Here is a 25,648-nt window from a genome sequence, read left to right as displayed (position 1 = left end):
AGGAATTTTTTATGAATCAATATCAAGCAGAATCATATGATGTTATTGTCGTCGGTGCTGGACATGCTGGCTCTGAAGCAGCCTTAGCAGCCGCACGAATGGGCGTTAAAACGTTACTTTTAACAATTAATTTAGATATGGTTGCTTTTATGCCATGTAACCCTTCTGTTGGTGGACCTGCCAAAGGAGTCGTTGTCCGAGAAATCGATGCATTAGGCGGTGAAATGGGTAAAAACATTGATAAAACCTACATCCAAATGCGGATGCTAAATACTGGTAAAGGTCCAGCAGTGCGTGCGTTGCGCGCGCAAGCTGACAAACATGCCTATGCGACAGAAATGAAACATACCATTGAAAAAGAAGAAAATTTAACCCTTCGTCAAGGGATTGTTGAAGAATTAATCGTGGAAGATGGCGTTTGTCGTGGTGTTGTAACTTCAACAGGTGCCGCATACCGTAGTCAAGCAGTGGTGATTACTGCCGGTACTGCCTTGCGTGGCGAAATTATTATTGGTGAATTAAAATATTCATCAGGACCAAACAATTCGCAACCTTCCGTTGGTTTAGCCAATCATTTAAAAGAATTAGGTTTAGAAATCGATCGCTTTAAAACAGGAACGCCGCCGCGAGTAAAATCAAGTACGATTGATTATTCTGTGACAGAGGAACAACCAGGCGATAAAGAACCCAACCACTTTAGTTACAGCACGCCAGATAGTGCCTACAATCAAAACCAAGAACCTTGTTGGTTAACTTATACGAATGAAACAACGCATGAAATTATTCAAAAAAATCTACACCGCGCCCCAATGTTTACTGGGATTGTTGAAGGTGTGGGCGCTCGGTATTGTCCATCCATCGAGGACAAAATTGTTCGTTTTGCAGACAAACCAAGACACCAATTGTTCTTGGAACCAGAAGGGTTGAATACCGAAGAAGTTTACGTCCAAGGCTTATCTACTTCTTTACCAGAAGATGTCCAAACAGAAATGCTTCATTCTATTGAAGGATTAGAAAAAGTAGAAATGATGCGTACAGGTTACGCCATTGAATACGATGTGGTAGTCCCTCACCAATTACGCCCAACATTAGAAACAAAGGTCATTGAGAATCTTTATACAGCAGGTCAAACGAACGGAACTAGTGGCTACGAAGAAGCTGCTGGTCAAGGCTTGATGGCAGGAATTAATGCTGCATTGAAAATTCAAGGCAAAGAGCCTCTTGTTTTAAAACGTAGTGATGGCTATATTGGCGTCATGATTGACGATTTAGTTACAAAAGGCACTAACGAACCTTATCGCTTATTAACGTCACGTGCGGAGTATCGTTTGATTTTACGACATGACAATGCGGACTTACGTTTAACAGAAATGGGTCATGAAATTGGCTTAGTCAAAGAAGAACAATATGCCGCCTATCTAGTCAAAAAAGCGGCTGTTGAAGCGGAAATTGCCCGCTTAGGCAAACATCGGATTAAACCAACCAAAGAAGTGCAAGCATTTTTGGAAACCAAAGGCGCTGCTGGCTTAAAAGATGGTATTTTAGCTAGAGATTTTCTGAAACGCCCAGAAATCAGTTATCAAGAAGTCGCTCAATTTATTCCCGCACCTGAAGAGGCGCTCGATCCGAAAGTGATTGAACAAGTAGAAATTCAAATCAAGTACGAAGGCTACATTAAAAAAGCCATGGAAAAAGTTGAGAAACTAAAACGCATGGAAGCAAAACGCATTCCAGAAAACATTGATTACCAAGCGATTAACGGCTTGGCTACAGAAGCAAAACAAAAACTACAAAAAATCCAACCAGAAACGATTGCCCAAGCAAGCCGTATCAGCGGTGTGAACCCCGCTGACATTAGCATTTTGATGGTCTACATCGAACAAGGAAAAATCGCGAAAGTGCAAGGATAATAAAAATTTGAAGCAGTTGCTTCTTCACGGATGATTGATTGTGAAGAAGCAACTGCTTTTTTGTTTTGAATTAGTCTACTTTTTTTTCTAAACTGCAAAAAAAGACTGTCTTAAATAATTTCACAAACTGACCTATACTGAAAGCGCAAACAAATGATAGGAGTGGAACAAATGACAGATTGGTTAGGAATTAAAGGAAAAGTAGTGATTGTTACAGGAGGCTCATCTGGTATTGGTCGCAGCATTGTTGAAAGCTTGTTAGCGCAAGAGGTCTATGTCGCTAATTTTGATATTTCAGCATCAGAAACGCAACATGAGCATTTACTCTTTGTGAAAGTCGATGTAACTTCTCGAGCAGAAGTAGAAGCGGGTGTCGCTCAAGTGGTGGAAAAATTTGGAACCGTAGATGGCCTAGTAAATAACGCCGGAATCAATATTCCTCGTCTATTGGTGGATAAAAATCATCCTCATGGGCCTTATGAATTATCGGATGAGGTATTCGACAAAATTGTAGCCATCAATCAAAAAGGGCTCTACCTAATGAGCCAAGCAGTGGGCCGGATTCTTGTACAAAAACAAGCAGGTGTCATTATTAATATGTCTTCAGAAGCTGGATTAGAAGGCTCCGAAGGGCAAAGCGCCTACGCTGCAACGAAAGCAGCAGTCAGCAGTTATACACGTTCATGGGCTAAAGAGTTAGGAAAATCAAACGTCCGTGTCGTGGGGATTGCGCCAGGCATTATGGAAGAAACGGGCTTGCGCACTTTAGCATACGAAGAAGCATTGGCTTATACACGAAACATTTCTGTGGAGCAATTGCGAGCAGGTTATTCAAAAACAAGTACGATTCCATTAGGTCGTAGCGGAAAACTCCATGAAGTCGCTGACTTAGTATGCTATTATTTATCAGACCGTTCAAGCTATATTACAGGCATCACCACAAACGTAGCTGGAGGTAAAACAAGAGGATAGAGGTGGGAAAACTAAATGACGCTAGTAAATAGATGGTACCAAGTAATAAAATTACTAGTTGATCACAAAGGAATGAGCTTACAGGAATTGCAAGAGAAATTAGCCGCAAGTCCTCAAACAGTTCGTAAAAACATTGATACATTGAATGATGAATTAATCGGTATCGCCCAAATTATTCAGAAGGAAAATCTCTTTCAGTTAGAAATCAATAACTTTGAAGGTTTTGAAGAGGTTTTGTCTGGACGGCTAAAAAGGGAATCTGATTTTAATTCTTCAAGCAAGCGTGTTTCCTACATTATCAAACGATTAATAGAAGAAGATCAATTTATTTCAACTTATGATTTATCCGAAGAACTCGCCGTTAGTCGCGGCACAGTTAATAAAGACATTAAGCGCATGAAAGAGCTGATTGCTCCTTGGCAGGTTGCGGTTGTAGGTACGCCAAACCGTGGCATTCATTTAGAAGGAAAAGAGTTTGATTTACGCTTACTTCATGTGAATTACGTCCAAGAATATTTTGAAGAACAGTTTCTTCATGAAACTACCAAACAAATGATACAAAAAATAATCAAAGAAACAAGACTAGCAAAACAAGATAGTTTTCTTTTACGAAGAGTGGTTTCAATTGTTTTGCAGCGTGTTTTAGCTGGAAAACTCATTACGGAACTACCACTAGAATATGTTGATTATGTTCGTCATAACGAGCAGATTGAAGAACTGATGTATCACTTGGAAATAACCTATAATGTAACGTTAAGCCAATGGGAACGTTCCTTTATCAGCTTTCCTTTTAACATCAACACAAACCATATTCGTAATTCTTTATTGGCTGATGAAGGACTCTTAGCTGACTATTTTCAAAAAATGATGAAAAAAATTCATCATTCAGTTGTTGTTGAATTTGATGAGGACTTCTTGTTTTCAGAAATGAAAGATCATTTAAGAAACGTGATGAATCGACTCGTTTTTCATGTGGAGTGTCACGATTTATTTTACGGAGAAATTGAACGACAATATCCTTTGGCCTATGAATTAGCCAAGATTGGCTTGCAAGAATTGGGCCGTTTGTTAAATCGTTGTGTGCCGACGGTTGAATTTGGGTATCTCGCTTTGTATTTTGAACTAGCATTGAGAGGGAACTATGAAGCGGGAGCCAAAAAAGAAATCGCTGTAATCTGCAGTACAGGTCATGGAACGGCCTTGATCATTCAGCGGCAATTGGAAAAAGTTTTGGGTCCAGACGTCCAGATTGCCCATTTTTCTGAAGAAGAGGCAGAGAGAAGAGAATTGAATCAATATTTTGCTATTTTTACAACCATTCCCTTAAAAAATATTCGACCACAAACACCGATGATCCATTTAACTAATTTATTTAACGATACTTGGCTCAGAAATGAGTGGCAGAGAGCAAAAGAAATTCGTTCCGTGGAATCTCAAAATATTCATATGACCTATCAATTATTAGAGAATACTCAAGGTTACCGAGCGAATATCCAGAAAATGGTTGCTGATTTAGAAGCAGAAAAATTAGTAGATCCTCAATTTATCGAACGAATTTTTACTAGAGAAGATCAACAAACAACTATTTTTGAATCGGGGATTGCCTTTCCCCATACAATTAATCAAGCCTTACCAACGATTATTTTATCGATTGGGGTTTTTGAAGAATCACTGGTTACACCAGAAGGTAAAGTTGATGTTATTTTGCTGTTGGGTATTCCAGAAGAGCTGACGGCCACTGTTGAAGCAGAGTTACTACAACTATATGACCGCTTGTTTACAATCGCAGGAGACGAACGTTTACGTAATGAGTTACGGAAGCAACGAGATGTTTTAGCAGTTAAAGAGTGGATGCAAAGGAAGGGGATTATCATATGAGTTTTATCTACGTATTCGGGGCGCTTTTTTTAACAGCTTACTTTGTTCAGATAGCTATGGGAATGAAACAGATTAAACACTTTAATCAAAACTACCAAGAATTGCGACAATTAGGAAAAGTCGCGATTGGTCGACGTGCAGGGAAGTTAAAAGCAGGCACGATTATCTTGTTTGCTGTGGATTCGCAAGGGAAAATCTTAGCCGCTAGAAAGATGCAAGGTGTCACCGTTCTAGCTAAATTTCATCCCTTACCTCAGTACGTGAACGAGGATATTCATTATATGGATCATTACCATCCACTCGTACAAAAGGAAAATAAATTAACCCAACAAGCGATGGAAAATGCACGAGAAATTTACTTACGTGTTGAGCTTGGCAATTATCAAGAAACACAACCATTAACGCCGCTTAATGGAGCCAAAATTCAATGGCAATTATGGAAAAATAAAGTACAAACAAAATTGAAAGGAAGTGTCGAGTAATGTCTTATATTACAAAATTTGCGGAAGGATTTATGCACCTTTTCCAAACAGGAGCAGAAACATTTATTTCTTGGATGACAGGCATCGTACCTGTTGTTTTGATGTTAATGGTAGCTATGAATACTTTAATTGCTTTTCTAGGAGAAGAAAGAGTAACCAAAGTAGCCAAACTTTCTGCTAAAAATCCTGTTACGCGATATTTAGTGCTGCCTTTTTTATCCGCTTTTATGTTAGGCAATCCAATGTCCTTTACGATGGCTCGATTTTTACCAGAATACTATAAACCTAGCTATTATGCTGCACAAGCGCAATTTTGTCATACAAGTAATGGAGTTTTCCCTCATATTAATCCTGGTGAATTGTTCGTTTGGTTAGGGATTGCGCAAGGGATTGATACGTTAGGACTAAATTCGATGGACCTAGCGATTCGCTATATGTTTGTAGGGATATTAATGAATTTTATTGGCGGTTGGGTTACCGATTTCACTACCGCCTATGTTTGCAAACAACAAGGAATTACCCTTAGTAAAACAGTAGAGATTGCTGTGGATTAGAAAGGAGCAAGGTGCGATGACGTACAATAGTATTAAGGTAGTTAAAGGAAATGGCGGTTATGGTGGGCCCTTAGTGATTACACCGACAGAAGAAAAACATAAATTTATTTACATTACAGGTGGCGGCGAGAAACCCGCAATTGTTGATAAAATCGTAGAATTGACAGGAATGGAAGCGGTCAATGGTTTTAAGACATCGATTCCAGATGATGAAATCGCATTAGCCATTATTGATTGTGGAGGCACTCTTCGTTGCGGAATTTATCCTAAAAAAGGAATTCCTACTATTAACGTTGTTCCAACTGGCAAAAGTGGTCCCTTAGCACAATACATTAATGAGACAATTTATGTTTCCGCTGTAGGCCCGAAACAGATTACATTGACATCAGAAGAAGCTGCTGCTGATACAGAAAAGCCCACCTCGAAAAAAACAGAATTTAAATATGATACAAGTAAAAAAATTACTGAACAAAAAGCGGAACAACAAAGTTTTGTTGCGAAAATTGGTATGGGTGCAGGAAAAGTTGTAGCGACATTCAACCAATCAGCCCGTGAAGGCGTACAAACGATGATCAACACAGTGATTCCGTTTATGGCATTTGTTTCTTTATTAATTGGTGTAATTCAAGGTTCAGGAATTGGTGAATTTTTTGCCAATATCATGGCGCCATTGGCAGGAAACATTGTGGGGTTAACAATTATTGGTTTTATTTGTTCTCTGCCATTTCTTTCTCCTTTATTAGGTCCTGGAGCAGTAATCAGCCAAGTAATTGGTACGTTAATTGGTGTGGAAATTGGGAAAGGCAACATTCCGCCACAACTAGCTCTACCAGCATTGTTTGCTATTAATACACAAAACGCGTGCGACTTTATTCCCGTGGGCTTAGGCTTGGAAGAAGCTGAAGCTGAAACCGTTGAAGTCGGGGTCCCTTCTGTTTTATATTCTCGTTTCTTAAATGGTGCCCCTCGAGTACTAGTTGCTTGGTTAGCAAGTTTTGGATTGTATAGTTAAAAAATTTTTTTGGAGGATGGGAAATGTCAGTATTTACAACAAAGGTTCAGTCTATTGGACCAGAAGCCGAATTATTTAAAGAAGAAAAAATGGTCATCTTATTTGGAAAAGATGCACCAGATGCTTTAGCAGATTATTGTTATAACATTGAGGTTCAGCCAGTCACAGAAGCGATTACGGACAAGCAAACGTTAGTGATTGATGAACAAACTTACCAGATTACCGCTGTAGGCGAGGTAGTATTAACTAATTTAGACACATTGGGTCACATTACTATTAAATTTGATGGCGCAACAACACCTGAATTACCAGGTACATTATATGTTGAAGAAAAAGCTATTCCTGAAATAACTGTTGGTACAACAATCACTATTCTATAATTATCGTTTAAGGGAGGAACGTAAAAGATGGAATTTATGCTAGATACAATTAATCTTGAGGCTATTCGAAAGTATCAGAAAATTTTACCACTGGCAGGCGTAACGTCTAATCCCAGTATTGTTAAACAAGCAGGAAAAATTGACTTCTTTGCGCAGATGAAAGAAATCAAAAAAACGATTGGACAAGCGAGTTTGCACGTCCAAGTGGTCGGTCAAACGACAGAAGAGATGCTAGAAGATGCCCAAACCATTGTACAACAATTAGGCCAAGAAACATTCATTAAAATCCCAGTTAATGAAGCAGGCTTGGCAGCCATCAAACAACTTAAGCAGGCAAATTATCGGATAACAGCAACCGCTATTTATACAGAATTTCAAGGCTACCTAGCGATTGCGGCAGGTGCAGATTATTTAGCGCCATATTATAATAGGATGGAGAATTTAACAATTGATTCTCAAAAGGTTATTGAGCATTTAGCTGCAGAAATTAAACGGACGAACGCAAAGAGTAAGATCTTAGCTGCTAGTTTTAAAAACGTGGCACAAATTAATCAAGCCTGTCAAATGGGGGCGCAAGCGGTCACTATCGCACCAGAACTCGTGACACAAGGCTTGGCAATGCCCGCCATTCAAAAAGCAGTAACTGATTTTCAGGAAGATTGGGTTGCTGTTTTTGGAGTAGAAACGGTAAACGAATTAGCATAAAAAGAACGAGAAGAAAAAACGGCCATTTTTCTTCTCGTTCTTTTTTTGTTTCACATGAAACATCTACGATTATTCACTTGCTTAAAAATTAGACAATTCTCTTTATTTGTCAAAGAATTTCTTAAAAAAAAGGGTTATCTTTTGGGTATTTTTTTTGGTAGCAGTATGATGAGGGTATCAAATGATAGGAGGAAACGAGAATGAGATACACAAATGGAAATTATGAAGCATTTGCTCGACCAAGAAAACCAAAAGGTGTAGATGACAAGAGTGCCTACATCGTTGGTGGTGGCCTAGCAGGTTTAGCAACGGCTGTTTTCTTAATTCGTGACGGTCAAATGAAGGGCGAAAATATTCACATTTTTGAAGAACTCACGCTGTCTGGCGGTTCTTTAGATGGTAAATTTATTCCCCATGATGGCTTTGTCACTCGCGGCGGACGCGAAATGGAAAACCATTTCGAGTGTTTGTGGGATCTATTTCGTTCGGTACCATCATTAGAAGTAGAAGATGCCTCTGTCCTAGATGAGTTTTACCGGTTAGATTTAGATGATCCGAATTCTTCAAATTGCCGCATTATTCATAACCGTGGCGAACGTGTCCCCGATGATGGACAATTTACTTTATCCAAAAAAGCACAAAAAGAAATCGTTGATTTATTTATGACTTCTGAAGATCAATTAATTGGCAAAAAAATTGAAGATGTTTTCGGCGAAGAATTTTTTGAATCCAACTTTTGGATCTATTGGTGTTCAATGTTTGCTTTTGAAAAATGGCACTCTGCCATTGAAATGCGCCGTTACATCATGCGCTTTATCCATCACATCAAAGGTTTGCCTGACTTTACAGCCTTGAAGTTTACCAAATACAATCAATACGAATCGTTAGTGAAACCATTACTAAGCTTTTTAACCAATCAAGGGGTAGACTTTCAATATGAAACAACGATCAATGATATCCAAGTCGACATCAAAGGAGATACTAAAGTTGCTCGGCGATTATTGTTGACACAAGCGGGCAAAACCAAAGAAATTCCTTTAACTGAAAATGATTTAGTCTTCGTAACGAATGGCTCAATTACTGAAAGTTCGACGCAAGGAGATCATCATACACCAGCACCAATTACTCATGAACTAGGGGGAAGTTGGAATCTCTGGAAAAACTTAGCAAAACAATCCCCAGAATTTGGGCACCCAGAAGTTTTCTGTGAAAATTTACCAGATGAAAGTTGGTTTGTCTCAGCAACGATTACGTGGGAAAATTTCGATATTGAACCGTATCTTTCTCGGTTAACACATCGTAAATTACGCACAGGAAAAATTGTCACAGGTGGTATTATTACTATCAAAGACTCTAATTGGATGATGAGTTTCGCTATGCATAGACAACCGCATTTTAAAGAACAAAATGATCAACAATCTATAACTTGGGTATATGGATTGCTTTCTAATAAACCAGGAAATTATATTAAAAAACCAATCGAACAATGTACAGGGCAAGAAATTACGCAAGAGTTACTTTATCATTTAGGGGTCCCAGAAGGGGAAATTGAACGTATTTCAGAAGAATCGGCTACCACTATTCCGGTTTATATGCCGTTCATCACTTCTTACTTTATGTTAAGAGAACCAGGCGATCGACCATTAGTTGTACCAAACGGCTCTAAAAATCTTGCTTTCATTGGGAACTTCGCAGATACTGAACGAGATACGGTGTTTACAACAGAGTATTCTGTACGGACAGCGATGGAAGCTGTTTATCAATTGCTAGAGGTTGAACGCGGAGTACCAGAAGTGTTTGCTTCTGCATACGACTTGCGCGTCTTAGCAAACTCTGTTTATTATTTATCTGACAAGAAAAAATTAACAGAAATGGATATGCCGTTCGTGGAACGCAAAATGGTTGAACACTTTGTGAAGAAATTTGAGGATACGTATATTGGTGATATTTTAAGAGAAAATCATTTAATTTAGTTGAAAGAGGTCGGGATAGAAGTGTTTAACTCCGAGAAATAAGAAGGAATTTCCGAAAATTGTTCTATAATTTTTGGAGAATTTCGGCTTATTTCCGAAGGAGTTGCTTCTGTTCCCGCCGTTTATCAGTTTTTGAGCGTGGAGCAAAAATCCAAAGTGATTTTTGTCCCATGCTCTTTTTTGGTTGTTTTATTAACCGTTGAATAAATATTCATTATTGTGTATATTTATTTTATGATTTTATGAATATTAAATATATAATATGTTGAACGGGAGTGGCCAGTGGGCAACTTCGCAAAAAAATCTTAATTTCTGAAGAGACTTTTTCAAAATTTTGTTGAAAAGAAGGCGCATTTTTACCATAGTTTCTTCACATTTAACGGCTATTATTTAAACATACCCGATAAACAAAACCCTAACAAAACACTTTTTCATTTTTTAACTCCTCCGCCCGCCCTTCCCCAAAGGGCGGGTTGTTTTTTTGCGTTAAAGCAGTTGGCATTTTGTGGGGAAAGGATTATCATTATAGAAGAAGTATATAGAAAAAGGCGGCGAGAAGATGGGACGTTGGCAAGAATTACAACAAGCAATGAGTGCTGGTGTAGAGGCGGCGATTGACGCTGGCTGGGACCGCCAAGCTGTTTATGGATTAGTGGAAAGTGCCATAAAAGACACGCGTTTCTTGCCACTTGAGCAAGCGAAAACAGCAGTCGCGGAACTGTTTTCTGAAGTGGAAGAAGTGGGCTCTTCAGCGTATGAGCGATTATTTCGCTTTTCGGCTTATCGTCCGCAAGAAAAGCTCTCGTTACTGTTATGGCAATTAGGTGCAGTGTTGGATCAGCATGGCATGTTGCAATTAGTAGGACCTTATCGTTTCTCGAAGACGGTTGCACCGCATGCGACGTTTTGGGATTTGTTGGCAAAAACAGTTCAAAAAGCCTATCCGTTAGGTCTTCTTGGGAGCTTTAACCAAGAGAAAGCGAAAAAGATACATCAATTAAGAATGTATATTGATCGTCAAAATATCATGTATATCCGCGATTTTTTTAAACAAGAAGGGGACGCCGATGAACAGGCATTAAAACGCTATGTTTTTGCGGCCAAGCCGCAAGGGATGGGCGGGCGGAAGCTGAAAAAAAGCTCTGCTCGTTTGCACAACAAATACCCTGAGGGGGCATCCTATTCTTTAATTAATAAGAAACGATTGACACCTAATTTTCACAGTGAGTTTATTTTGAATGAAGAAGGGACCTTTGTAACCCAGTGGGATGTGTTAGTTGAAGACTGGCGAGGCAGATTAATTAGTAATCCAGCTTATTATCAAGCGGCCAAAAACAATGAATACCAGGAAAAAGTCTTGAATGGTGAATCGTTTAATTATGCAAATCGGAATAATCGTACCCATGAATTACTAGATAGTTCACCACCAGGGAGATTTGATCATCAATTACGAAAAACAGCCAAAAAAGGTTGGTTAAGTCCCCGTATCCAAGAATACGACTATCGCAGAGAACGACAAATAAAGTGCGATGATTATAGTAAGTAAAACAAGCCAATGTTTCACATGAAACATTGGCTTGTTTTACTCTTAGAGAAAGGCGGTTTTCGTTGCCGCCAATTGAACATTTTGGCCCGTGGCTAGAGACTTTTTACCACATAAAAAGGCGGATTTTTCTTTTATCATTCAGGCAAAAATCTTCCGAAAAGCATTGCAAGAAATTGCTATTTGCGTTAAAGTAGGAAAAGATGATTGTGAAACATTTTTCTGTTTCACAAAAAAGGAAGGAGTCTTTATGCTACCCGAAGAATTTAGACAACTATTAGCCGCAAAAGGCATTGAATTGACAGACCAACAGATGACACAATTTGACCAATATTTCCATTTACTAGTAGAATGGAATGAAAAAATGAATTTAACAGCCATTACAGAAGAAAAAGAAGTTTATTTGAAACATTTCTATGATTCTGTTTCGTTGGCATTCTTTGAAGACTTTGCCAGTGACAAAGCCATTTGTGATGTTGGCGCAGGCGCAGGATTTCCAAGTATTCCTTTGAAAATTGTTTTTCCTTCATTAAATGTCACAATTGTTGACTCTTTAAATAAACGAATTACTTTCCTAACAGAGTTGGTGAATCAACTAGGTTTGGCTAATGTTTCTTTGTATCATGATCGTGCAGAAACATTTGGTCAAAAAGCAGAATTTCGTGGCGCGTTTGATTACGTTACAGCGCGAGCAGTTGCACGATTAAATGTTTTAAGTGAACTGTGTTTACCCTTAGTTAAAAAAGAAGGCTATTTTTTAGCCTTAAAAGCATCGAAAAGCGAAGAAGAAATTAATGAAGCAAAACCTGCAATCGCTACATTAGGCGGTCAATTTCAGAAAGAAGTTGGTTTTACTTTGCCGATTACGGCAGACGAACGCCACATTGTCGTGATTCAAAAGAAAAAAGAAACCCCTAAAAAATATCCCAGAAAACCTGGATTACCAAATAAACAACCGATTAAATAAGATGGAGGCACACACATGACACGAATTATTTCTGTAGCGAACCAAAAAGGCGGCGTTGGTAAAACAACGACCACTGTAAATTTAGGCGCATGTTTAGCAAACTTAGGCAAAAAAGTCTTACTGATCGACATTGATGCACAAGGAAATGCTACCAGTGGCATGGGTGTCCCTAAACCAGATGTCGCACACGATGTGTATGATGTCCTTGTAAATGAAGAACCAATCACTAGCGTGGTTCAACATACCAGCCGTGAAAATTTAGATATTGTCCCTGCAACTATTCAATTAGCAGGCGCTGAAATTGAATTAACTTCAATGATGGCTCGAGAATCGCGCTTGAAATTAGCAATTGATGAAGTAAGAGACATGTATGATTTCGTTTTAATTGATTGCCCGCCTTCTCTAGGGCATTTAACAATCAATGCTTTTACAGCAAGTGATTCGATTCTAATTCCTGTTCAATGTGAATATTACGCATTAGAAGGCTTGAGTCAATTGCTAAATACGATTCGCTTGGTTCAAAAACATTTTAACCCTGAATTGAAAATTGAAGGGGTCTTGTTAACCATGTACGATGCTCGGACCAATTTAGGTGCCGAAGTCGTTGAAGAAGTCCGTAAATATTTCCGTGAAAAAGTCTATGATACGATTATTCCAAGAAATGTCCGTTTATCCGAAGCACCAAGTCATGGTTTACCAATCATTGACTATGATATTCGCTCAAAAGGTGCCGAAGTGTATCAAGCACTAGCAAAGGAAGTGTTGGAGAATGAATAAAGGCAAAGGTTTAGGCAGAGGCATCGATGCCTTGTTTCAAGATATCGCAAAGCTAGAAGATGTCGACGTTAAGAACGAACAAGTGACAGAAATTCTATTAAACGAACTTCGTCCCAATCCTTACCAACCGCGGAAAACATTTGATGAAACCTCTTTACAAGAACTTGCAAACTCGATTCTACATTCCGGTGTGTTTCAACCGATTATTGTTCGTAAATCGGCAGTTAAAGGCTATGAAATTATTGCAGGTGAGCGTCGGTTCCGGGCTTCTAAATTAGCCGGCAAAGAAAAAATTCCCGCAATTATTCGCGAATTTGATGAAGAATCCATGATGCAAGTTGCTGTTTTGGAAAACTTACAAAGGGAAGATTTAAATCCGCTAGAAGAAGCAGAAGCCTATGAAATGCTAATGAAAAATTTGAAATTAACACAAGCGGAAGTCGCAGAACGTTTGGGCAAAAGTCGCCCGTATATTGCCAATTATTTACGATTGCTAACCTTACCAGATGCGGTCAAAGCAATGGTTCAAAAACAAAGCATGTCAATGGGTCAAGCACGGACGTTATTAGGCTTGAAGAACAAAGAACAGCTATTGCCATTAGCTAATCGTTGTATTAAAGACAATTTAACGGTTCGACAATTAGAACAACTTGTCGCTGAATTAAACGAAACACAAGGCAAAAAGGGCAAAAAAGCGAAAAAAGCCATCAAAGAAAAACCCATTTATATTCGTGAAAGTGAAGACCGCTTAATGGATAAATTTGGGACAACCGTAGCGATTCAAGAAAAAGAAGGCAAAGGAAAAATTGAAATTGAGTACTTGTCCTCTTCGGATTTGGCTAGAATTTTAGATATTTTAGATATTCATTTTGACGAGGAATAAAAAGCAAAGTGAGAAAGTAAGACAGAAAGTCACAAATCCTTTTGCTAGTTTCGTTAAAAAATGGTATTGTAATCATGGTATTTTTATATAAGTAAGAGAAGAAAGAAGGCTTGGAACATGTATGATTTAGGCGATATTGTCGAAATGAAAAAGCCGCATGCTTGCCAAGCAAATCGTTGGCAAATCATTCGCATGGGCGCTGATATCAAAATCAAGTGCACGAATTGCGGGCATATTGTCATGATGCCGCGTCGTGATTTTACTAAAAAATTAAAAAAAGTAATCGAGAAAAAAGCAGACTAATGCTTTGATGCCTCTAATAGAAAAGAGAATAGACTGAGAGAAAGAGTGGAAAACAAATGGCACTAACAGCTGGAATTGTCGGCTTACCAAACGTTGGTAAATCGACCCTATTTAACGCAATTACAAAAGCAGGAGCAGAAGCTGCAAATTATCCCTTTGCAACGATTGATCCGAACGTCGGCATGGTTGAAGTACCAGATGCCCGTTTACAACGCTTGACAGAACTAGTAAAACCGAAAAAAACAGTTCCCACAACGTTTGAATTTACAGACATCGCCGGAATTGTTAAAGGTGCCAGCAAAGGAGAAGGGCTGGGAAATCAGTTTTTAAGTCACATTCGTCAAGTAGATGCAATCTGTCACGTGGTTCGTTGTTTTGATGACGAAAATATCATGCGTGAACAAAATCGGGATGCGGATTTCGTTGATCCTTTAGCAGACATTGATACAATTAATTTAGAGCTAATTTTAGCAGATTTAGATTCAATCAATAAGCGCTATACTCGCGTGGCTAAAATGGCGAAAGCAAAAGATAAAGAAGCGGTGGAAGAATTAGCTGTTTTAGACAAAATTAAACCAGTTTTAGAAGAAGGGTTATCTGCTCGTACGATTGAATTTACGCCAGAAGAAGAGAAAATTGTTAAATCTCTTTTCTTATTAACCACAAAGCCGGTCCTTTATGTAGCAAATGTTTCAGAAGATGAAGTGGCAGATCCAGACAACAATGAGTATGTACAACAAGTTCGTAATTTTGCAACCAGTGAAAATGCGGAAGTAATCGTAGTTAGTGCGCGAGCAGAAGAAGAAATTGCTGAATTGGATTCTGAAGAAGACAAGGCTGAATTTTTAGAAGCAATGGGCATTGAACAATCTGGCTTAGATCAATTGATTCGTGCGGCGTACGATTTGTTAGGCTTAGCTACCTACTTTACAGCTGGTGAACAAGAAGTTCGTGCGTGGACGTTCCGTAAGGGAATCAAGGCACCTCAAGCAGCTGGGATTATCCACAGTGACTTTGAACGAGGCTTCATTCGTGCGGAAACAGTTTCTTATGAAGACCTAGATAAATATGGCAATATGCAAGCTGCCAAAGAAGCGGGCCGTGTTCGTTTAGAAGGAAAAGACTACGTCGTTCAAGATGGCGATGTTATGTTGTTCCGTTTTAACGTTTAAAAAAATGTGCCCAACAAGCAATTTGTTTTGGGCTAAGCCCACATATTTAAGGCCATTCAGCCGTTTAGAAAGAGGTTCCCTCTACATGAGGGTGAGGAGGATACAACTATGGAAGCAGAAGCATTACGAGCAATCGTGGCTGAGAATCGTCAATTAGAACAGAATTTGACTAAAAGAAATGAACAATACATTTTTGACTTAAAAAAATCATTAAAAGCGGCTAATTTATCTGAAGAAGAGCTAGCATTGGCTCTACACGGTATTTTACCAGAATTAGTAGCCGGTCAAAAAACAGGTAAAACAGCCCGTCAGTTATTTGGCACTGTTTCAGAACGGACGGAAGCAATTTTAAATAAACCAGCAGAAGTCAAAGAACCAGCGGGCTGGATGATTTGGCTCGACAATACCTTACTATTACTTGGTTTATTAACAATCATGTTAGCGGCGATGTCTCTATTTTCAAAAGGAACCGCACAACCTCTCGGATTAACCACATATATCTTAGGTGCGATGGCTGGGGGTTATGTTTTCTATCTAATGCACAAATATGTTTACCGTTTTGATCGTCAAGGTGGCGACAAAAGCAAACGTCCTGGTTGGTTAAAAACGACCGCCATTCTATTTGGTGGGATGTTCTTGTGGATTGCAGTTTTTGCCGGTTCAGCGATGCTGCCACCAGTGATCAATCCCATTTTAGATCCGATGATTGCTTTAGTAATCGGTGCGTTAGCCTTTGTAGCACGCTATTTCTTCAAGAAAAAATACAATATTCAAGGTAGTTTCATGACACGTCAATAAACGGCGCGCGCTCAATTGTGAATGCGCTCGGCTGACGCAGAAACTGCAACAAGCAAAGTCGCTCTCTCAATAGAGCGTTTTAACAGTTAAAGCCTGGGGGATTAGTCGAAAAAACTAGTGTCCCAGGCTTCTGTTTTCAGAAGTTTGCTAAAGAAAGGAGCCTCTTATGGGACAACAAGTGAAGTCTTGGTGCCGTCAACACGAGCGGCTACTCATTTTTATTAGTTTTCTCTTATTAAGTGGACTTTCTCTCTATTTTGTCTATTTTCAAGAGAATTTTTTACGAGCAAGTGATTTTCGCTTTCATCAAAATCGGGTGGAAGGTCTCGCATTAGCAATTAAAAACAACGACTGGTTTCCTAAAATCAATTATTTTTTCTTGGGAGGCTATGGCTATGCCTCTAGTTTGTTTTATCCAGATGCGTATCTTTATTTACCTGCGCTTTTGCGTGTTCTGGGGCTTTCCTTTGTCGCTAGTATGGCGATTTTTGTGTTTGCAGTAAACTTGGCAACATTTAGTCTTACTTATTATGCAGGCCGATTAATGGCGCTCTCTAAAAAAAGAAGCTATCTCTTTGCCATTTTGTATGGCTTATCTATTTACCGCATGCAAGACTTGTTTAATCGCCAAGCGTTAGGAGAATTTTTGGCGCTAAGTTTTTTTCCGTTGGTCTTAGCGAGCCTGTTTTTATTACGAAAGGGAATCACGAAATATTGGCCGTTGTTAACGCTGGCGATGACTGGCATTGGGTTGGCTCACTTTATTTCTATTGAAATGGTTTCTATTTGGATTGGGTTATACATTCTGTTTTATTGGCAGCAGTTTTTTAAAAAGGAGGTCCTGTGGGCATTAGCGAAGGCTGCAGGTCTGACGCTGCTTTGGCTGGCCTTTTATCTTTTACCAGTTGCTGAACAAATGAAAAATCAAGTGTTTAAAGTTACCTCCAATCCACTCACTTATATTTCCGAAAGAAGTTATCCCATTGTTTCTCTTTTCATTAATAGTTTAAAGAGCAGTGTTTTTCACGCGAAAACAGCGAATCTAGGAACCCTTTTGTTTGTAGGGCTTGTTGTAGCAGTGGTTTCGCTTGCCAGCAAAAAAATTCAGAACAAACGGTTTATTGGTTTGACGCTGGTACTCTTATTGATGGTTACCACGCTTTTTCCTTGGCACTGGCTGAACCACACGCCTTTAAATACGATTCAGTTTCCTTGGCGGTTTTTAGGGATTCTTTCTGTAATGCTCGCTTTTTTCATTGCACAAGACGAATGGGGCGTTTTCCGTAAATCTTGGACCGTGGCTTTGTTGGTTTTCCTTGCCATCAGCAATTTGGGCATTTATCAATATCAAAGTATTCAGTCACAACAAGGCCACCTGTTAACAAAAGCTGAGTATGAGCAACCAACGCCTTTTTATATCGGTGCGGGCCATGAATATTTGCCAGATGAAATCAATTATCAGGAATTATTGAAACAGAAAAAACGACAACTTGATTATTCGGCAGAACAAGTAACCATTACAAACGTTAGAATGCCTTATGGGAAAATTTCATTTGACTACCAAGTGGTGAATCAATCAGCGAAGGTGACCGTTCCTTTTATTTATTACTTAGGCTATCAAGCCACGATTCAAATGAAAAACCAAACGGGCGCTAAAAAAATGAACCTAACCAATCAAGGAGGCTTAGCCGCTCTTTCTTTATCTGGTACAGGACATGTCGACATCCGTTACCAAAGAACAAAAGTGCAAAAAATAGGGACAATGATGACCTTGCTTTCTGTTGGTGGTTTTGGATTTAGCCGATTTTTACAACAAAAAAAGAAACACAAGATAAAAGAACAACGATGAAAGTAGGACCTTAATTAGGAAGAGTTGAATAAAGGACAAACCGATTTCGGCATTTTGTCCTTTATTCCTCATTGATTATTTAAACAAATCTAGTTGACTTCCTTAGTATTATCTGTTATTTTCATATATAAAATTAAGTCGAGGAGTGGACAAAAAAATGTCAAATTGGGAAACAAAATTTGCGAAAAAAGGTCTTACATTTGATGATGTGCTATTAATCCCTGCAGAAAGCCATGTCTTACCAAATGATGTAGACATGAGTGTACAATTAGCTAAAAATATCAAGTTAAATATTCCATTGATGAGTGCCAGTATGGATACTGTTACAGATAGTAATATGGCAATTGCGATGGCTCGTCAAGGTGGACTAGGTGTCGTACATAAAAATATGACTGTCGCCCAACAAGCAGACGAAGTACGTAAAGTCAAACGTTCTGAAAGCGGCGTTATCATTGATCCATTCTTTCTAACACCAACAAACTTAGTAGCGGATGCAGAAGAATTAATGAGTCGTTACCGTATTAGCGGTGTGCCAATTGTAGAAACAATGGAAAACCGTAAATTAGTCGGAATTATTACAAACCGTGATATGCGTTTTGTAACGGACTACCAAATCAAAATTGAAGAAGTCATGACAAAAGATCATTTAGTCACTGCGCCAGTTGGCACATCTTTAAAAGATGCAGAAAAAATCTTACAAAAACATAAAATCGAAAAATTACCAATCGTTGATGAAGCAGGTCGCTTAAGTGGCTTAATTACAATTAAAGACATTGAAAAAGTGATTGAATTCCCAAATGCTGCCAAAGACGAACACGGTCGTTTACTTGTGGCGGCAGCAGTCGGTGTCACTAGTGATACGTTCGAACGTGCGGAAGCATTATTAGAAGCAGGTGCCGATGCGATTGTTATCGATACTGCACATGGCCATAGTGCCGGCGTTATTCGCAAAATTAAAGAAATTCGTGAAACGTTCCCTGAAGCAACATTAATTGCTGGTAATGTTGCCACTGCTGAAGCAACCAAAGCATTGTATGATGTCGGCGTGGACGTTGTCAAAGTTGGTATTGGACCTGGTTCAATTTGTACAACACGTGTCGTTGCTGGTGTTGGTGTTCCTCAATTAACAGCGATTTATGATGCTGCTTCTGTAGCTAGAGAATATGGTAAAGCAATTATCGCTGATGGCGGTATTAAATATTCTGGTGATATCGTGAAAGCCTTAGCTGCTGGTGGACATGCTGTAATGCTAGGAAGTATGTTAGCAGGTACAGATGAATCTCCAGGCGAATTTGAAATTTATCAAGGCCGTCGTTTCAAAACTTACCGTGGCATGGGCTCATTGGGTGCAATGGAAAAAGGATCAAGTGATCGTTACTTCCAAGGAAGTGTCAATGAAGCAAACAAATTAGTGCCAGAAGGAATCGAAGGACGTGTCGCCTACAAAGGAAGCGTTTCTGATATTGTCTTCCAATTAATCGGTGGCTTGAAATCAGGGATGGGTTACGTCGGTGCAGCAGACCTGAAAGCGTTGCGTGAAGAAGCACAATTTGTTCAAATGAGTGGTAACGGATTGAAAGAATCACATCCACATGACGTTCAAATCACAAAAGAAGCACCAAACTATTCTGTTCAATAAAATAAAAGCTGATTTTTTTGAAATTTAAAAGAGGCAGACGTCATTTCGACGTCTGCCTCTTTTTCTGTAGAATGAAGGAGTTGCTTCTGTTTCCACCGTTTATCAGGCTCCTTTTTCTGTAGAATAAAAGCCGTTATCTGATATCAGACAACGACCTTCATCTTCCCTTTATTTAATAACTGTTAGGTTACCCATGTAAGGAACTAGGACTTCTGGTACAGTCACAGAGCCATCTTCGTTTTGGTAGTTTTCTAAAATAGCAGCGACTGTCCGTCCCACGGCTAAACCAGAACCATTGAGTGTATGCGCATATTGGACTTTATCATTTTCATCACGGTAACGAATCATCGCACGGCGCGCTTGGAAATCTTCACAGTTTGAGCATGAACTGATTTCACGGTATGTCTCTTGAGCGGGAATCCAAACTTCCAAGTCATAAGTTTTCGCAGCTGAGAAGCCCATGTCACCTGTTGAAAGAGCCATGACACGGTAAGGTAATCCCAGTTTTTGCAGAATTTCTTCGGCATTATTCGTCATTTTTTCTAATTCCTCATAAGAATGCTCTGCATCACTAAATTTAACCATTTCGACTTTATTAAATTGGTGTAAACGAATTAACCCACGTGTGTCACGACCAGCGCTACCAGCTTCAGAACGGAAAGAAGGGCTCAAGGCCGTAAAGTAAATTGGTAAATCCTTGCCATCTAAAATTTCATTGTTGTAGTAATTGGTTAGAGGGACTTCCGCCGTTGGGATTAACGTTAAATCCGTATCTTGTAATTGGAAGACATCTTCTTTAAATTTAGGAAATTGGCCAGTTCCGAACATGGCGGTGTCATTAACGATATAAGGCGTAATCATTTCTGTATAGCCATGTTCATAAACATGTAAATCTAACATGAAGTTGTATAACGCACGTTCTAAGCGAGCACCTAGGCCTTTGTAATAAACAAAACGGCTACCAGCTACTTTGGCACCACGTTCAAAATCTAGAATGCCTAAGTTTTCAGCGACTTCCCAGTGTGGTTTTGGTTCAAAAGCAAAAGTTCTTGGTTCACTCCAACGACGTACTTCTACATTTTCTTCTTCACCAGCACCAACAGGCACAGAATCATCTGGCAAGTTCGGTAAAGTAGTTGTGATCCCACGTAGCTCTTCGTCAATAGCATTAATTTCTGCATCTAACGCTTTAATATTACCGCCGACTTCTTTCATTTCCGCGATTTTGGCCGTTGCATCTTCTTTGTTCCGTTTTAATTGAGCAATTTCAGCAGACACATCGTTCCGGTATTTTTTCATTTCTTCGACTTTGACTAATAAATCACGGCGACTTTCATCTAAACGCAGAAATTCCACTAAGATTTCTTCTTTCACACCACGGGTTTGTAGCTTTGCTTTTACTTCGTCAAAATTTTGACGCATCATTTTTACATCTAACATATTTTTTCCTCCTTAAAATTAGTACATAATCAATAATAACTGTTGTAGAAAACAACAAAAAAGCCATCTCACCCCAAAAATAAATATTCTTGGGACGAAATGACTGGAAATCTCGCGGTACCACCCAAGTTCAGTAATGTTACTGCCCTTGATTTGCAGATAACGGCTGCAGACCGTTCCAACTTATTTCGCTGGACACCTGGAAGAGACGGACTTCTTTATAGATGAATGTTTGCTCGCACCCCCGCAAACTCTCTGGAATTCAGTGCCATAAATACTTTTTCTCTTAGTTTTCTCTTTTCTATAGAATACCGAAAAAGTTCAGGGATGTCAATTAACTCTCTGATTTCTTGTTGGTACGCTGTAAGGGTAGATGAATAATAAAGGAAGTCCACTTTTGATCAGACTTCGCATAAATATATCCACCATGTAAAGCGACAATACTTTGTGCAATAGCCAGACCTAAACCAGTACCACCCGTTTCTTGTGATCGGGATTCTTCGACACGATAGAAGCGGTCAAATAACTGATCTAAAGAATGTTTAGGGATAGCTGGTCCATCATTGCGAACAGCGATAATTGCTTCGGTGCCGACTTTGTCTACTTCCATTACAATATGATGGCCGCCTTTGCCATATTTCAAAGCGTTTGAAAGAAGGTTGTTAAAGACTCGGACTAGTTTTTCCGTATCGCCTTCCATCATTAAAGAAGCTGGATTGGCTTTTACTTGGATTTGCATATTAATCTTTTTCGCTTCCAATTCAAAATCGGCAGCAAGCTGTTCAATTAATTGTGCCATATCAAAAGTCGTCGTATGAATCGGTACACTTGGTTGACGGACTTTTGTATATTCAAAAAGATCATCAACTAATAATTTCATTTGTTTCGCTTTGACGTAAGCGGTATGCGTATATTTCAGTAAATCTTCTTGGCTATGAAATTGACGATCTTCAATCAATCCCAGATAACCAATAATAGAAGTTAACGGTGTCCGAATATCATGACTGACATTCGTAATTAATTCATCTTTTGATTTTTCAATTCGCCGTTCATCTTCAATGGCTGCGACAGTACTATCCACCAGACCGTTAATACTCGTCACGACTTTTGCTAAATCACCACTTAATTCAAACGGAATGCGGTGATTGTAATTACCATCAGCGATGTAATGTAACTCACTGATAATATGACGCAATTGCATTTGATGGTAGCGACGAATTAAGCGCCAATAGAGAACAGCTGCATCTACTAAAAAGAAAATAGGTAAGACAAATTTATTCCAGCTCCAAAACAAATCAGTATTTAATTCTTTAGCGACCGCATCCTTAGTGGCCCAGATGACACCAGCTAAGGGCGAGTTTTCACTAAGTAGTTGTCCTAAAAGGAACATAATTGAGACATTTAATAGTAGTAATAAAACAATTGTCACAATTGCTTCTGCTAATAACTCGCTGATTTCTTTAGAAGTTAAGGTAATTCGTTTTTGTTTTTCAATCTTTTTAGGTTTAACGAGCATCGATCTTATATCCAACTCCCCACACTGTTTGAATGACTTTTTCTCCACCAGTTGCTTCTTCAATTTTATCTCTTAAATGACTGACGTGAACCATCACGGTTTTAGCAGAAACAATACTTTCTTGTTGCCACACACGCTCAAAAATTTCATCCGCACTAAACACACGATTTGGATGACTAGCTAATAGATAGAGGATACCAAACTCAAGAGCGGTTAATTGAATTTCTTTTCCTTCTATTGTTTTGACTTCGTGAGAGTCCTTATTAATCATTAATGGGCCGACTTCTAATTCATCGGGTTCTTCTTTGGTTAATTGCATTTGGCTTCTACGTAAAATAGACTTCACCCGAGCCATTACTTCTAAAGGATTAAAAGGCTTGGTGACATAATCGTCTGCACCAGCAACTAAGCCTTTGATTTTATCCATATCGGTTGTTTTTGCTGTTAACATAATAATTGGAATTTGCGATTCTTTTCGAAGTTCTTTCACTACTTCCATTCCATCCATGATTGGCATCATAATGTCCAAGATTAATAAATCGATATCTGGTGTTGTGTGCAATTTGGATAACGCTTCTTTTCCATCATAAGCTTTCACGACTTCGTATCCTTCATTATGAATATAAATACTCAATAGTTCTACAATTTCTTTATCATCATCTGCAACTAAAATTTTCATAAGCGTTCATTTCCTCCATATATAAAAAAATCTCTTTTCCATATTTTAACAAATAATTGCTAAAAAGGACAAAATCCTTGATATATTACGATAAATTTAGAAGATTTTGCTAAAAGTTAATAAACTATAGCCAAAAAAGGATGAAAGGGGGTAAAAAACGAACGAAAATACCTATACCAATCATAATAATCGGTATTGAAAAAAAGTTTAAAAAAAGTGAAAATAATGATTGACCAATGCTTGAAATCTTGGTATATTATTACATGTCGCAAGGCGAGTCACACAGCTGAGCGATTCAGAAATCAATAATTAAATAACAATTCTTGATTTCAAATCTCTCGAAAAAAGTTTGAAAAAACAACAAAAAAGTTGTTGACAAATAACAAGCGAGATGATAAGATATAGAAGTTGTCACAACAGACAACAACAACCGAGCAAAACAACTTAAAAAAACTTTTTTAAAAAAGTTCTTGACATCCAAACGAAAGTTTGTTATGATATAAAAGTTGCTGCGAGGTAACGTAGACCTTTGAAAACTGAACAAAGAATAGACGAACCAAATGTGTAGGGCGTCTTGATTCAATTCAAGACAACAAACATTTTTAACAAGCAAGCAATATGCTAGCAAACAAATTGAGCTTAACAATCGCAAGATTGTTCTAACTTTTATTATGAGAGTTTGATCCTGGCTCAGGACGAACGCTGGCGGCGTGCCTAATACATGCAAGTCGAACGCTTCTTTCCTCCCGAGTGCTTGCACTCAATTGGAAAGAGGAGTGGCGGACGGGTGAGTAACACGTGGGTAACCTACCCATCAGAGGGGGATAACACTTGGAAACAGGTGCTAATACCGCATAACAGTTTATGCCGCATGGCATAAGAGTGAAAGGCGCTTTCGGGTGTCGCTGATGGATGGACCCGCGGTGCATTAGCTAGTTGGTGAGGTAACGGCTCACCAAGGCCACGATGCATAGCCGACCTGAGAGGGTGATCGGCCACACTGGGACTGAGACACGGCCCAGACTCCTACGGGAGGCAGCAGTAGGGAATCTTCGGCAATGGACGAAAGTCTGACCGAGCAACGCCGCGTGAGTGAAGAAGGTTTTCGGATCGTAAAACTCTGTTGTTAGAGAAGAACAAGGACGTTAGTAACTGAACGTCCCCTGACGGTATCTAACCAGAAAGCCACGGCTAACTACGTGCCAGCAGCCGCGGTAATACGTAGGTGGCAAGCGTTGTCCGGATTTATTGGGCGTAAAGCGAGCGCAGGCGGTTTCTTAAGTCTGATGTGAAAGCCCCCGGCTCAACCGGGGAGGGTCATTGGAAACTGGGAGACTTGAGTGCAGAAGAGGAGAGTGGAATTCCATGTGTAGCGGTGAAATGCGTAGATATATGGAGGAACACCAGTGGCGAAGGCGGCTCTCTGGTCTGTAACTGACGCTGAGGCTCGAAAGCGTGGGGAGCAAACAGGATTAGATACCCTGGTAGTCCACGCCGTAAACGATGAGTGCTAAGTGTTGGAGGGTTTCCGCCCTTCAGTGCTGCAGCAAACGCATTAAGCACTCCGCCTGGGGAGTACGACCGCAAGGTTGAAACTCAAAGGAATTGACGGGGGCCCGCACAAGCGGTGGAGCATGTGGTTTAATTCGAAGCAACGCGAAGAACCTTACCAGGTCTTGACATCCTTTGACCACTCTAGAGATAGAGCTTTCCCTTCGGGGACAAAGTGACAGGTGGTGCATGGTTGTCGTCAGCTCGTGTCGTGAGATGTTGGGTTAAGTCCCGCAACGAGCGCAACCCTTATTGTTAGTTGCCATCATTTAGTTGGGCACTCTAGCGAGACTGCCGGTGACAAACCGGAGGAAGGTGGGGATGACGTCAAATCATCATGCCCCTTATGACCTGGGCTACACACGTGCTACAATGGGAAGTACAACGAGTCGCTAGACCGCGAGGTCATGCAAATCTCTTAAAGCTTCTCTCAGTTCGGATTGCAGGCTGCAACTCGCCTGCATGAAGCCGGAATCGCTAGTAATCGCGGATCAGCACGCCGCGGTGAATACGTTCCCGGGCCTTGTACACACCGCCCGTCACACCACGAGAGTTTGTAACACCCGAAGTCGGTGAGGTAACCTTTTTGGAGCCAGCCGCCTAAGGTGGGATAGATGATTGGGGTGAAGTCGTAACAAGGTAGCCGTATCGGAAGGTGCGGCTGG

21 protein-coding genes, 1 rRNA gene and 1 other annotated feature (1 of these 23 only partly in view) are annotated in these 25,648 nt (G+C 39.6%); of the genes, 19 read left to right on the top strand and 3 right to left on the bottom strand.

From position 1 onward, the window contains the following. Positions 1-11 precede the first annotated feature (11 nt). From mnmG to guaB, 18 genes are all read left to right on the top strand, one after another. Positions 12-1,910: a tRNA uridine-5-carboxymethylaminomethyl(34) synthesis enzyme MnmG gene (gene mnmG / locus IGL56_RS12815; RefSeq protein ID WP_002355988.1), complete on the top strand. Its 1,899-nt coding sequence runs from the start codon at positions 12-14 to the stop codon at positions 1,908-1,910. A 171-nt stretch (positions 1,911-2,081) separates the two neighbouring features. Beyond that, a complete protein-coding gene (locus IGL56_RS12810) occupies positions 2,082-2,882 on the top strand; it encodes an SDR family oxidoreductase (RefSeq protein WP_002355987.1) in 801 nt (266 codons plus the stop codon). A 15-nt stretch (positions 2,883-2,897) separates the two neighbouring features. Continuing rightward, the gene (locus IGL56_RS12805; RefSeq protein WP_002355986.1) at positions 2,898-4,760 is read left to right on the top strand and encodes a BglG family transcription antiterminator; all 1,863 of its coding nucleotides are present in this window, start codon (positions 2,898-2,900) and stop codon (positions 4,758-4,760) included. Beyond that, positions 4,757-5,242, top strand: coding sequence for a transcriptional regulator GutM (locus IGL56_RS12800; RefSeq protein ID WP_002355985.1), 486 nt, complete (start codon positions 4,757-4,759; stop codon positions 5,240-5,242). The genes IGL56_RS12805 and IGL56_RS12800 overlap by 4 nt, the downstream gene beginning before the upstream one ends. After that, complete coding sequence (gene srlA, locus IGL56_RS12795) at positions 5,242-5,796, top strand: PTS glucitol/sorbitol transporter subunit IIC (protein WP_002355983.1); 555 nt, start codon at positions 5,242-5,244, stop codon at positions 5,794-5,796. Before IGL56_RS12800 ends, srlA begins: the two co-directional genes overlap by 1 nt. Positions 5,797-5,812: 16 nt before the next feature. Then, positions 5,813-6,808, top strand: coding sequence for a PTS glucitol/sorbitol transporter subunit IIB (srlE, locus tag IGL56_RS12790; RefSeq protein WP_002355982.1), 996 nt, complete (start codon positions 5,813-5,815; stop codon positions 6,806-6,808). Between the two features lie 23 nt (positions 6,809-6,831). Next, the gene (locus IGL56_RS12785) at positions 6,832-7,188 is read left to right on the top strand and encodes a PTS glucitol/sorbitol transporter subunit IIA (RefSeq protein ID WP_002355981.1); all 357 of its coding nucleotides are present in this window, start codon (positions 6,832-6,834) and stop codon (positions 7,186-7,188) included. A gap of 27 nt (positions 7,189-7,215) precedes the next feature. Beyond that, positions 7,216-7,893, top strand: coding sequence for a fructose-6-phosphate aldolase (locus tag IGL56_RS12780; protein WP_002355980.1), 678 nt, complete (start codon positions 7,216-7,218; stop codon positions 7,891-7,893). A gap of 200 nt (positions 7,894-8,093) precedes the next feature. After that, complete coding sequence (locus tag IGL56_RS12775) at positions 8,094-9,866, top strand: oleate hydratase (protein ID WP_002355979.1); 1,773 nt, start codon at positions 8,094-8,096, stop codon at positions 9,864-9,866. A gap of 559 nt (positions 9,867-10,425) precedes the next feature. Further along, positions 10,426-11,412, top strand: coding sequence for a DUF3114 domain-containing protein (locus IGL56_RS12770; RefSeq protein WP_002355978.1), 987 nt, complete (start codon positions 10,426-10,428; stop codon positions 11,410-11,412). Positions 11,413-11,659: 247 nt separating this feature from the next. Then, positions 11,660-12,376 (top strand): 16S rRNA (guanine(527)-N(7))-methyltransferase RsmG, encoded by a 717-nt coding sequence (rsmG, locus tag IGL56_RS12765; RefSeq protein ID WP_002355977.1) that lies wholly within the window; start codon positions 11,660-11,662, stop codon positions 12,374-12,376. Between the two features lie 15 nt (positions 12,377-12,391). After that, on the top strand, positions 12,392-13,153 hold the full coding sequence (locus IGL56_RS12760; RefSeq protein ID WP_002355976.1) for a ParA family protein: 762 nt from the start codon (positions 12,392-12,394) through the stop codon (positions 13,151-13,153). Continuing rightward, a complete protein-coding gene (locus IGL56_RS12755) occupies positions 13,146-14,036 on the top strand; it encodes a ParB/RepB/Spo0J family partition protein (RefSeq protein WP_002355975.1) in 891 nt (296 codons plus the stop codon). Before IGL56_RS12760 ends, IGL56_RS12755 begins: the two co-directional genes overlap by 8 nt. 117 nt (positions 14,037-14,153) lie before the next feature. After that, positions 14,154-14,339, top strand: a complete 186-nt coding sequence (locus IGL56_RS12750) for a DUF951 domain-containing protein (RefSeq protein WP_002355974.1) — start codon at positions 14,154-14,156, stop codon at positions 14,337-14,339. A gap of 56 nt (positions 14,340-14,395) precedes the next feature. Next, positions 14,396-15,511, top strand: a complete 1,116-nt coding sequence (gene ychF / locus IGL56_RS12745; RefSeq protein ID WP_002355971.1) for a redox-regulated ATPase YchF — start codon at positions 14,396-14,398, stop codon at positions 15,509-15,511. 108 nt (positions 15,512-15,619) lie between these two features. Continuing rightward, on the top strand, positions 15,620-16,309 hold the full coding sequence (locus IGL56_RS12740; protein ID WP_002363563.1) for a DUF1129 domain-containing protein: 690 nt from the start codon (positions 15,620-15,622) through the stop codon (positions 16,307-16,309). A 166-nt stretch (positions 16,310-16,475) separates the two neighbouring features. Beyond that, entirely contained in the window at positions 16,476-18,158 is a 1,683-nt protein-coding gene (locus IGL56_RS12735; RefSeq protein ID WP_002355967.1) for a 6-pyruvoyl-tetrahydropterin synthase-related protein, read from the top strand. Between the two features lie 157 nt (positions 18,159-18,315). Further along, positions 18,316-19,797, top strand: a complete 1,482-nt coding sequence (guaB, locus tag IGL56_RS12730) for an IMP dehydrogenase (protein WP_002355966.1) — start codon at positions 18,316-18,318, stop codon at positions 19,795-19,797. 168 nt (positions 19,798-19,965) lie between these two features. Here guaB and serS read toward each other — a convergent pair whose 3' ends face one another. The 3 genes from serS to IGL56_RS12715 all read right to left on the bottom strand — a co-directional run bounded on the left by serS (position 19,966) and on the right by IGL56_RS12715 (position 23,432). Continuing rightward, complete coding sequence (gene serS, locus IGL56_RS12725) at positions 19,966-21,237, bottom strand: serine--tRNA ligase (protein WP_002355965.1); 1,272 nt, start codon at positions 21,235-21,237, stop codon at positions 19,966-19,968. Between the two features lie 87 nt (positions 21,238-21,324). Beyond that, positions 21,325-21,531 (bottom strand) — a binding site (T-box leader). 40 nt (positions 21,532-21,571) lie between these two features. Further along, entirely contained in the window at positions 21,572-22,753 is a 1,182-nt protein-coding gene (locus tag IGL56_RS12720; RefSeq protein ID WP_002363566.1) for a sensor histidine kinase, read from the bottom strand. Continuing rightward, the gene (locus tag IGL56_RS12715; RefSeq protein WP_002355963.1) at positions 22,743-23,432 is read right to left on the bottom strand and encodes a response regulator transcription factor; all 690 of its coding nucleotides are present in this window, start codon (positions 23,430-23,432) and stop codon (positions 22,743-22,745) included. Before IGL56_RS12715 ends, IGL56_RS12720 begins: the two co-directional genes overlap by 11 nt. A 667-nt stretch (positions 23,433-24,099) precedes the next feature. Here IGL56_RS12715 and IGL56_RS12710 point away from each other — a divergent pair. Further along, positions 24,100-25,648, top strand: a 16S ribosomal RNA gene (locus IGL56_RS12710) (it continues 12 nt past the right edge of the window).

The sequence above is a fragment of the Enterococcus sp. DIV1316a genome (assembly GCF_050536915.1).
Taxonomy (GTDB): Bacteria; Bacillota; Bacilli; order Lactobacillales; family Enterococcaceae; genus Enterococcus; species Enterococcus faecalis.
The sequence above is the reverse complement of the archived record's forward strand: the minus strand, read 5'-3'. Positions and strand labels throughout refer to the sequence as shown.

Bases quoted from the DNA above. Each gene is read 5' to 3' on its own strand.
- mnmG (WP_002355988.1), top strand. From the start codon at position 12: ATGAATCAATATCAAGCAGAATCATATGATGTTATTGTCGTCGGTGCT.
- IGL56_RS12810 (WP_002355987.1), top strand. From the start codon at position 2,082: ATGACAGATTGGTTAGGAATTAAAGGAAAAGTAGTGATTGTTACAGGA.
- IGL56_RS12805 (WP_002355986.1), top strand. From the start codon at position 2,898: ATGACGCTAGTAAATAGATGGTACCAAGTAATAAAATTACTAGTTGAT.
- IGL56_RS12800 (WP_002355985.1), top strand. From the start codon at position 4,757: ATGAGTTTTATCTACGTATTCGGGGCGCTTTTTTTAACAGCTTACTTT.
- srlA (WP_002355983.1), top strand. From the start codon at position 5,242: ATGTCTTATATTACAAAATTTGCGGAAGGATTTATGCACCTTTTCCAA.
- srlE (WP_002355982.1), top strand. From the start codon at position 5,813: ATGACGTACAATAGTATTAAGGTAGTTAAAGGAAATGGCGGTTATGGT.
- IGL56_RS12785 (WP_002355981.1), top strand. From the start codon at position 6,832: ATGTCAGTATTTACAACAAAGGTTCAGTCTATTGGACCAGAAGCCGAA.
- IGL56_RS12780 (WP_002355980.1), top strand. From the start codon at position 7,216: ATGGAATTTATGCTAGATACAATTAATCTTGAGGCTATTCGAAAGTAT.
- IGL56_RS12775 (WP_002355979.1), top strand. From the start codon at position 8,094: ATGAGATACACAAATGGAAATTATGAAGCATTTGCTCGACCAAGAAAA.
- IGL56_RS12770 (WP_002355978.1), top strand. From the start codon at position 10,426: ATGGGACGTTGGCAAGAATTACAACAAGCAATGAGTGCTGGTGTAGAG.
- rsmG (WP_002355977.1), top strand. From the start codon at position 11,660: ATGCTACCCGAAGAATTTAGACAACTATTAGCCGCAAAAGGCATTGAA.
- IGL56_RS12760 (WP_002355976.1), top strand. From the start codon at position 12,392: ATGACACGAATTATTTCTGTAGCGAACCAAAAAGGCGGCGTTGGTAAA.
- IGL56_RS12755 (WP_002355975.1), top strand. From the start codon at position 13,146: ATGAATAAAGGCAAAGGTTTAGGCAGAGGCATCGATGCCTTGTTTCAA.
- IGL56_RS12750 (WP_002355974.1), top strand. From the start codon at position 14,154: ATGTATGATTTAGGCGATATTGTCGAAATGAAAAAGCCGCATGCTTGC.
- ychF (WP_002355971.1), top strand. From the start codon at position 14,396: ATGGCACTAACAGCTGGAATTGTCGGCTTACCAAACGTTGGTAAATCG.
- IGL56_RS12740 (WP_002363563.1), top strand. From the start codon at position 15,620: ATGGAAGCAGAAGCATTACGAGCAATCGTGGCTGAGAATCGTCAATTA.
- IGL56_RS12735 (WP_002355967.1), top strand. From the start codon at position 16,476: ATGGGACAACAAGTGAAGTCTTGGTGCCGTCAACACGAGCGGCTACTC.
- guaB (WP_002355966.1), top strand. From the start codon at position 18,316: ATGTCAAATTGGGAAACAAAATTTGCGAAAAAAGGTCTTACATTTGAT.
- serS (WP_002355965.1), bottom strand. From the start codon at position 21,237: ATGTTAGATGTAAAAATGATGCGTCAAAATTTTGACGAAGTAAAAGCA.
- IGL56_RS12720 (WP_002363566.1), bottom strand. From the start codon at position 22,753: ATGCTCGTTAAACCTAAAAAGATTGAAAAACAAAAACGAATTACCTTA.
- IGL56_RS12715 (WP_002355963.1), bottom strand. From the start codon at position 23,432: ATGAAAATTTTAGTTGCAGATGATGATAAAGAAATTGTAGAACTATTG.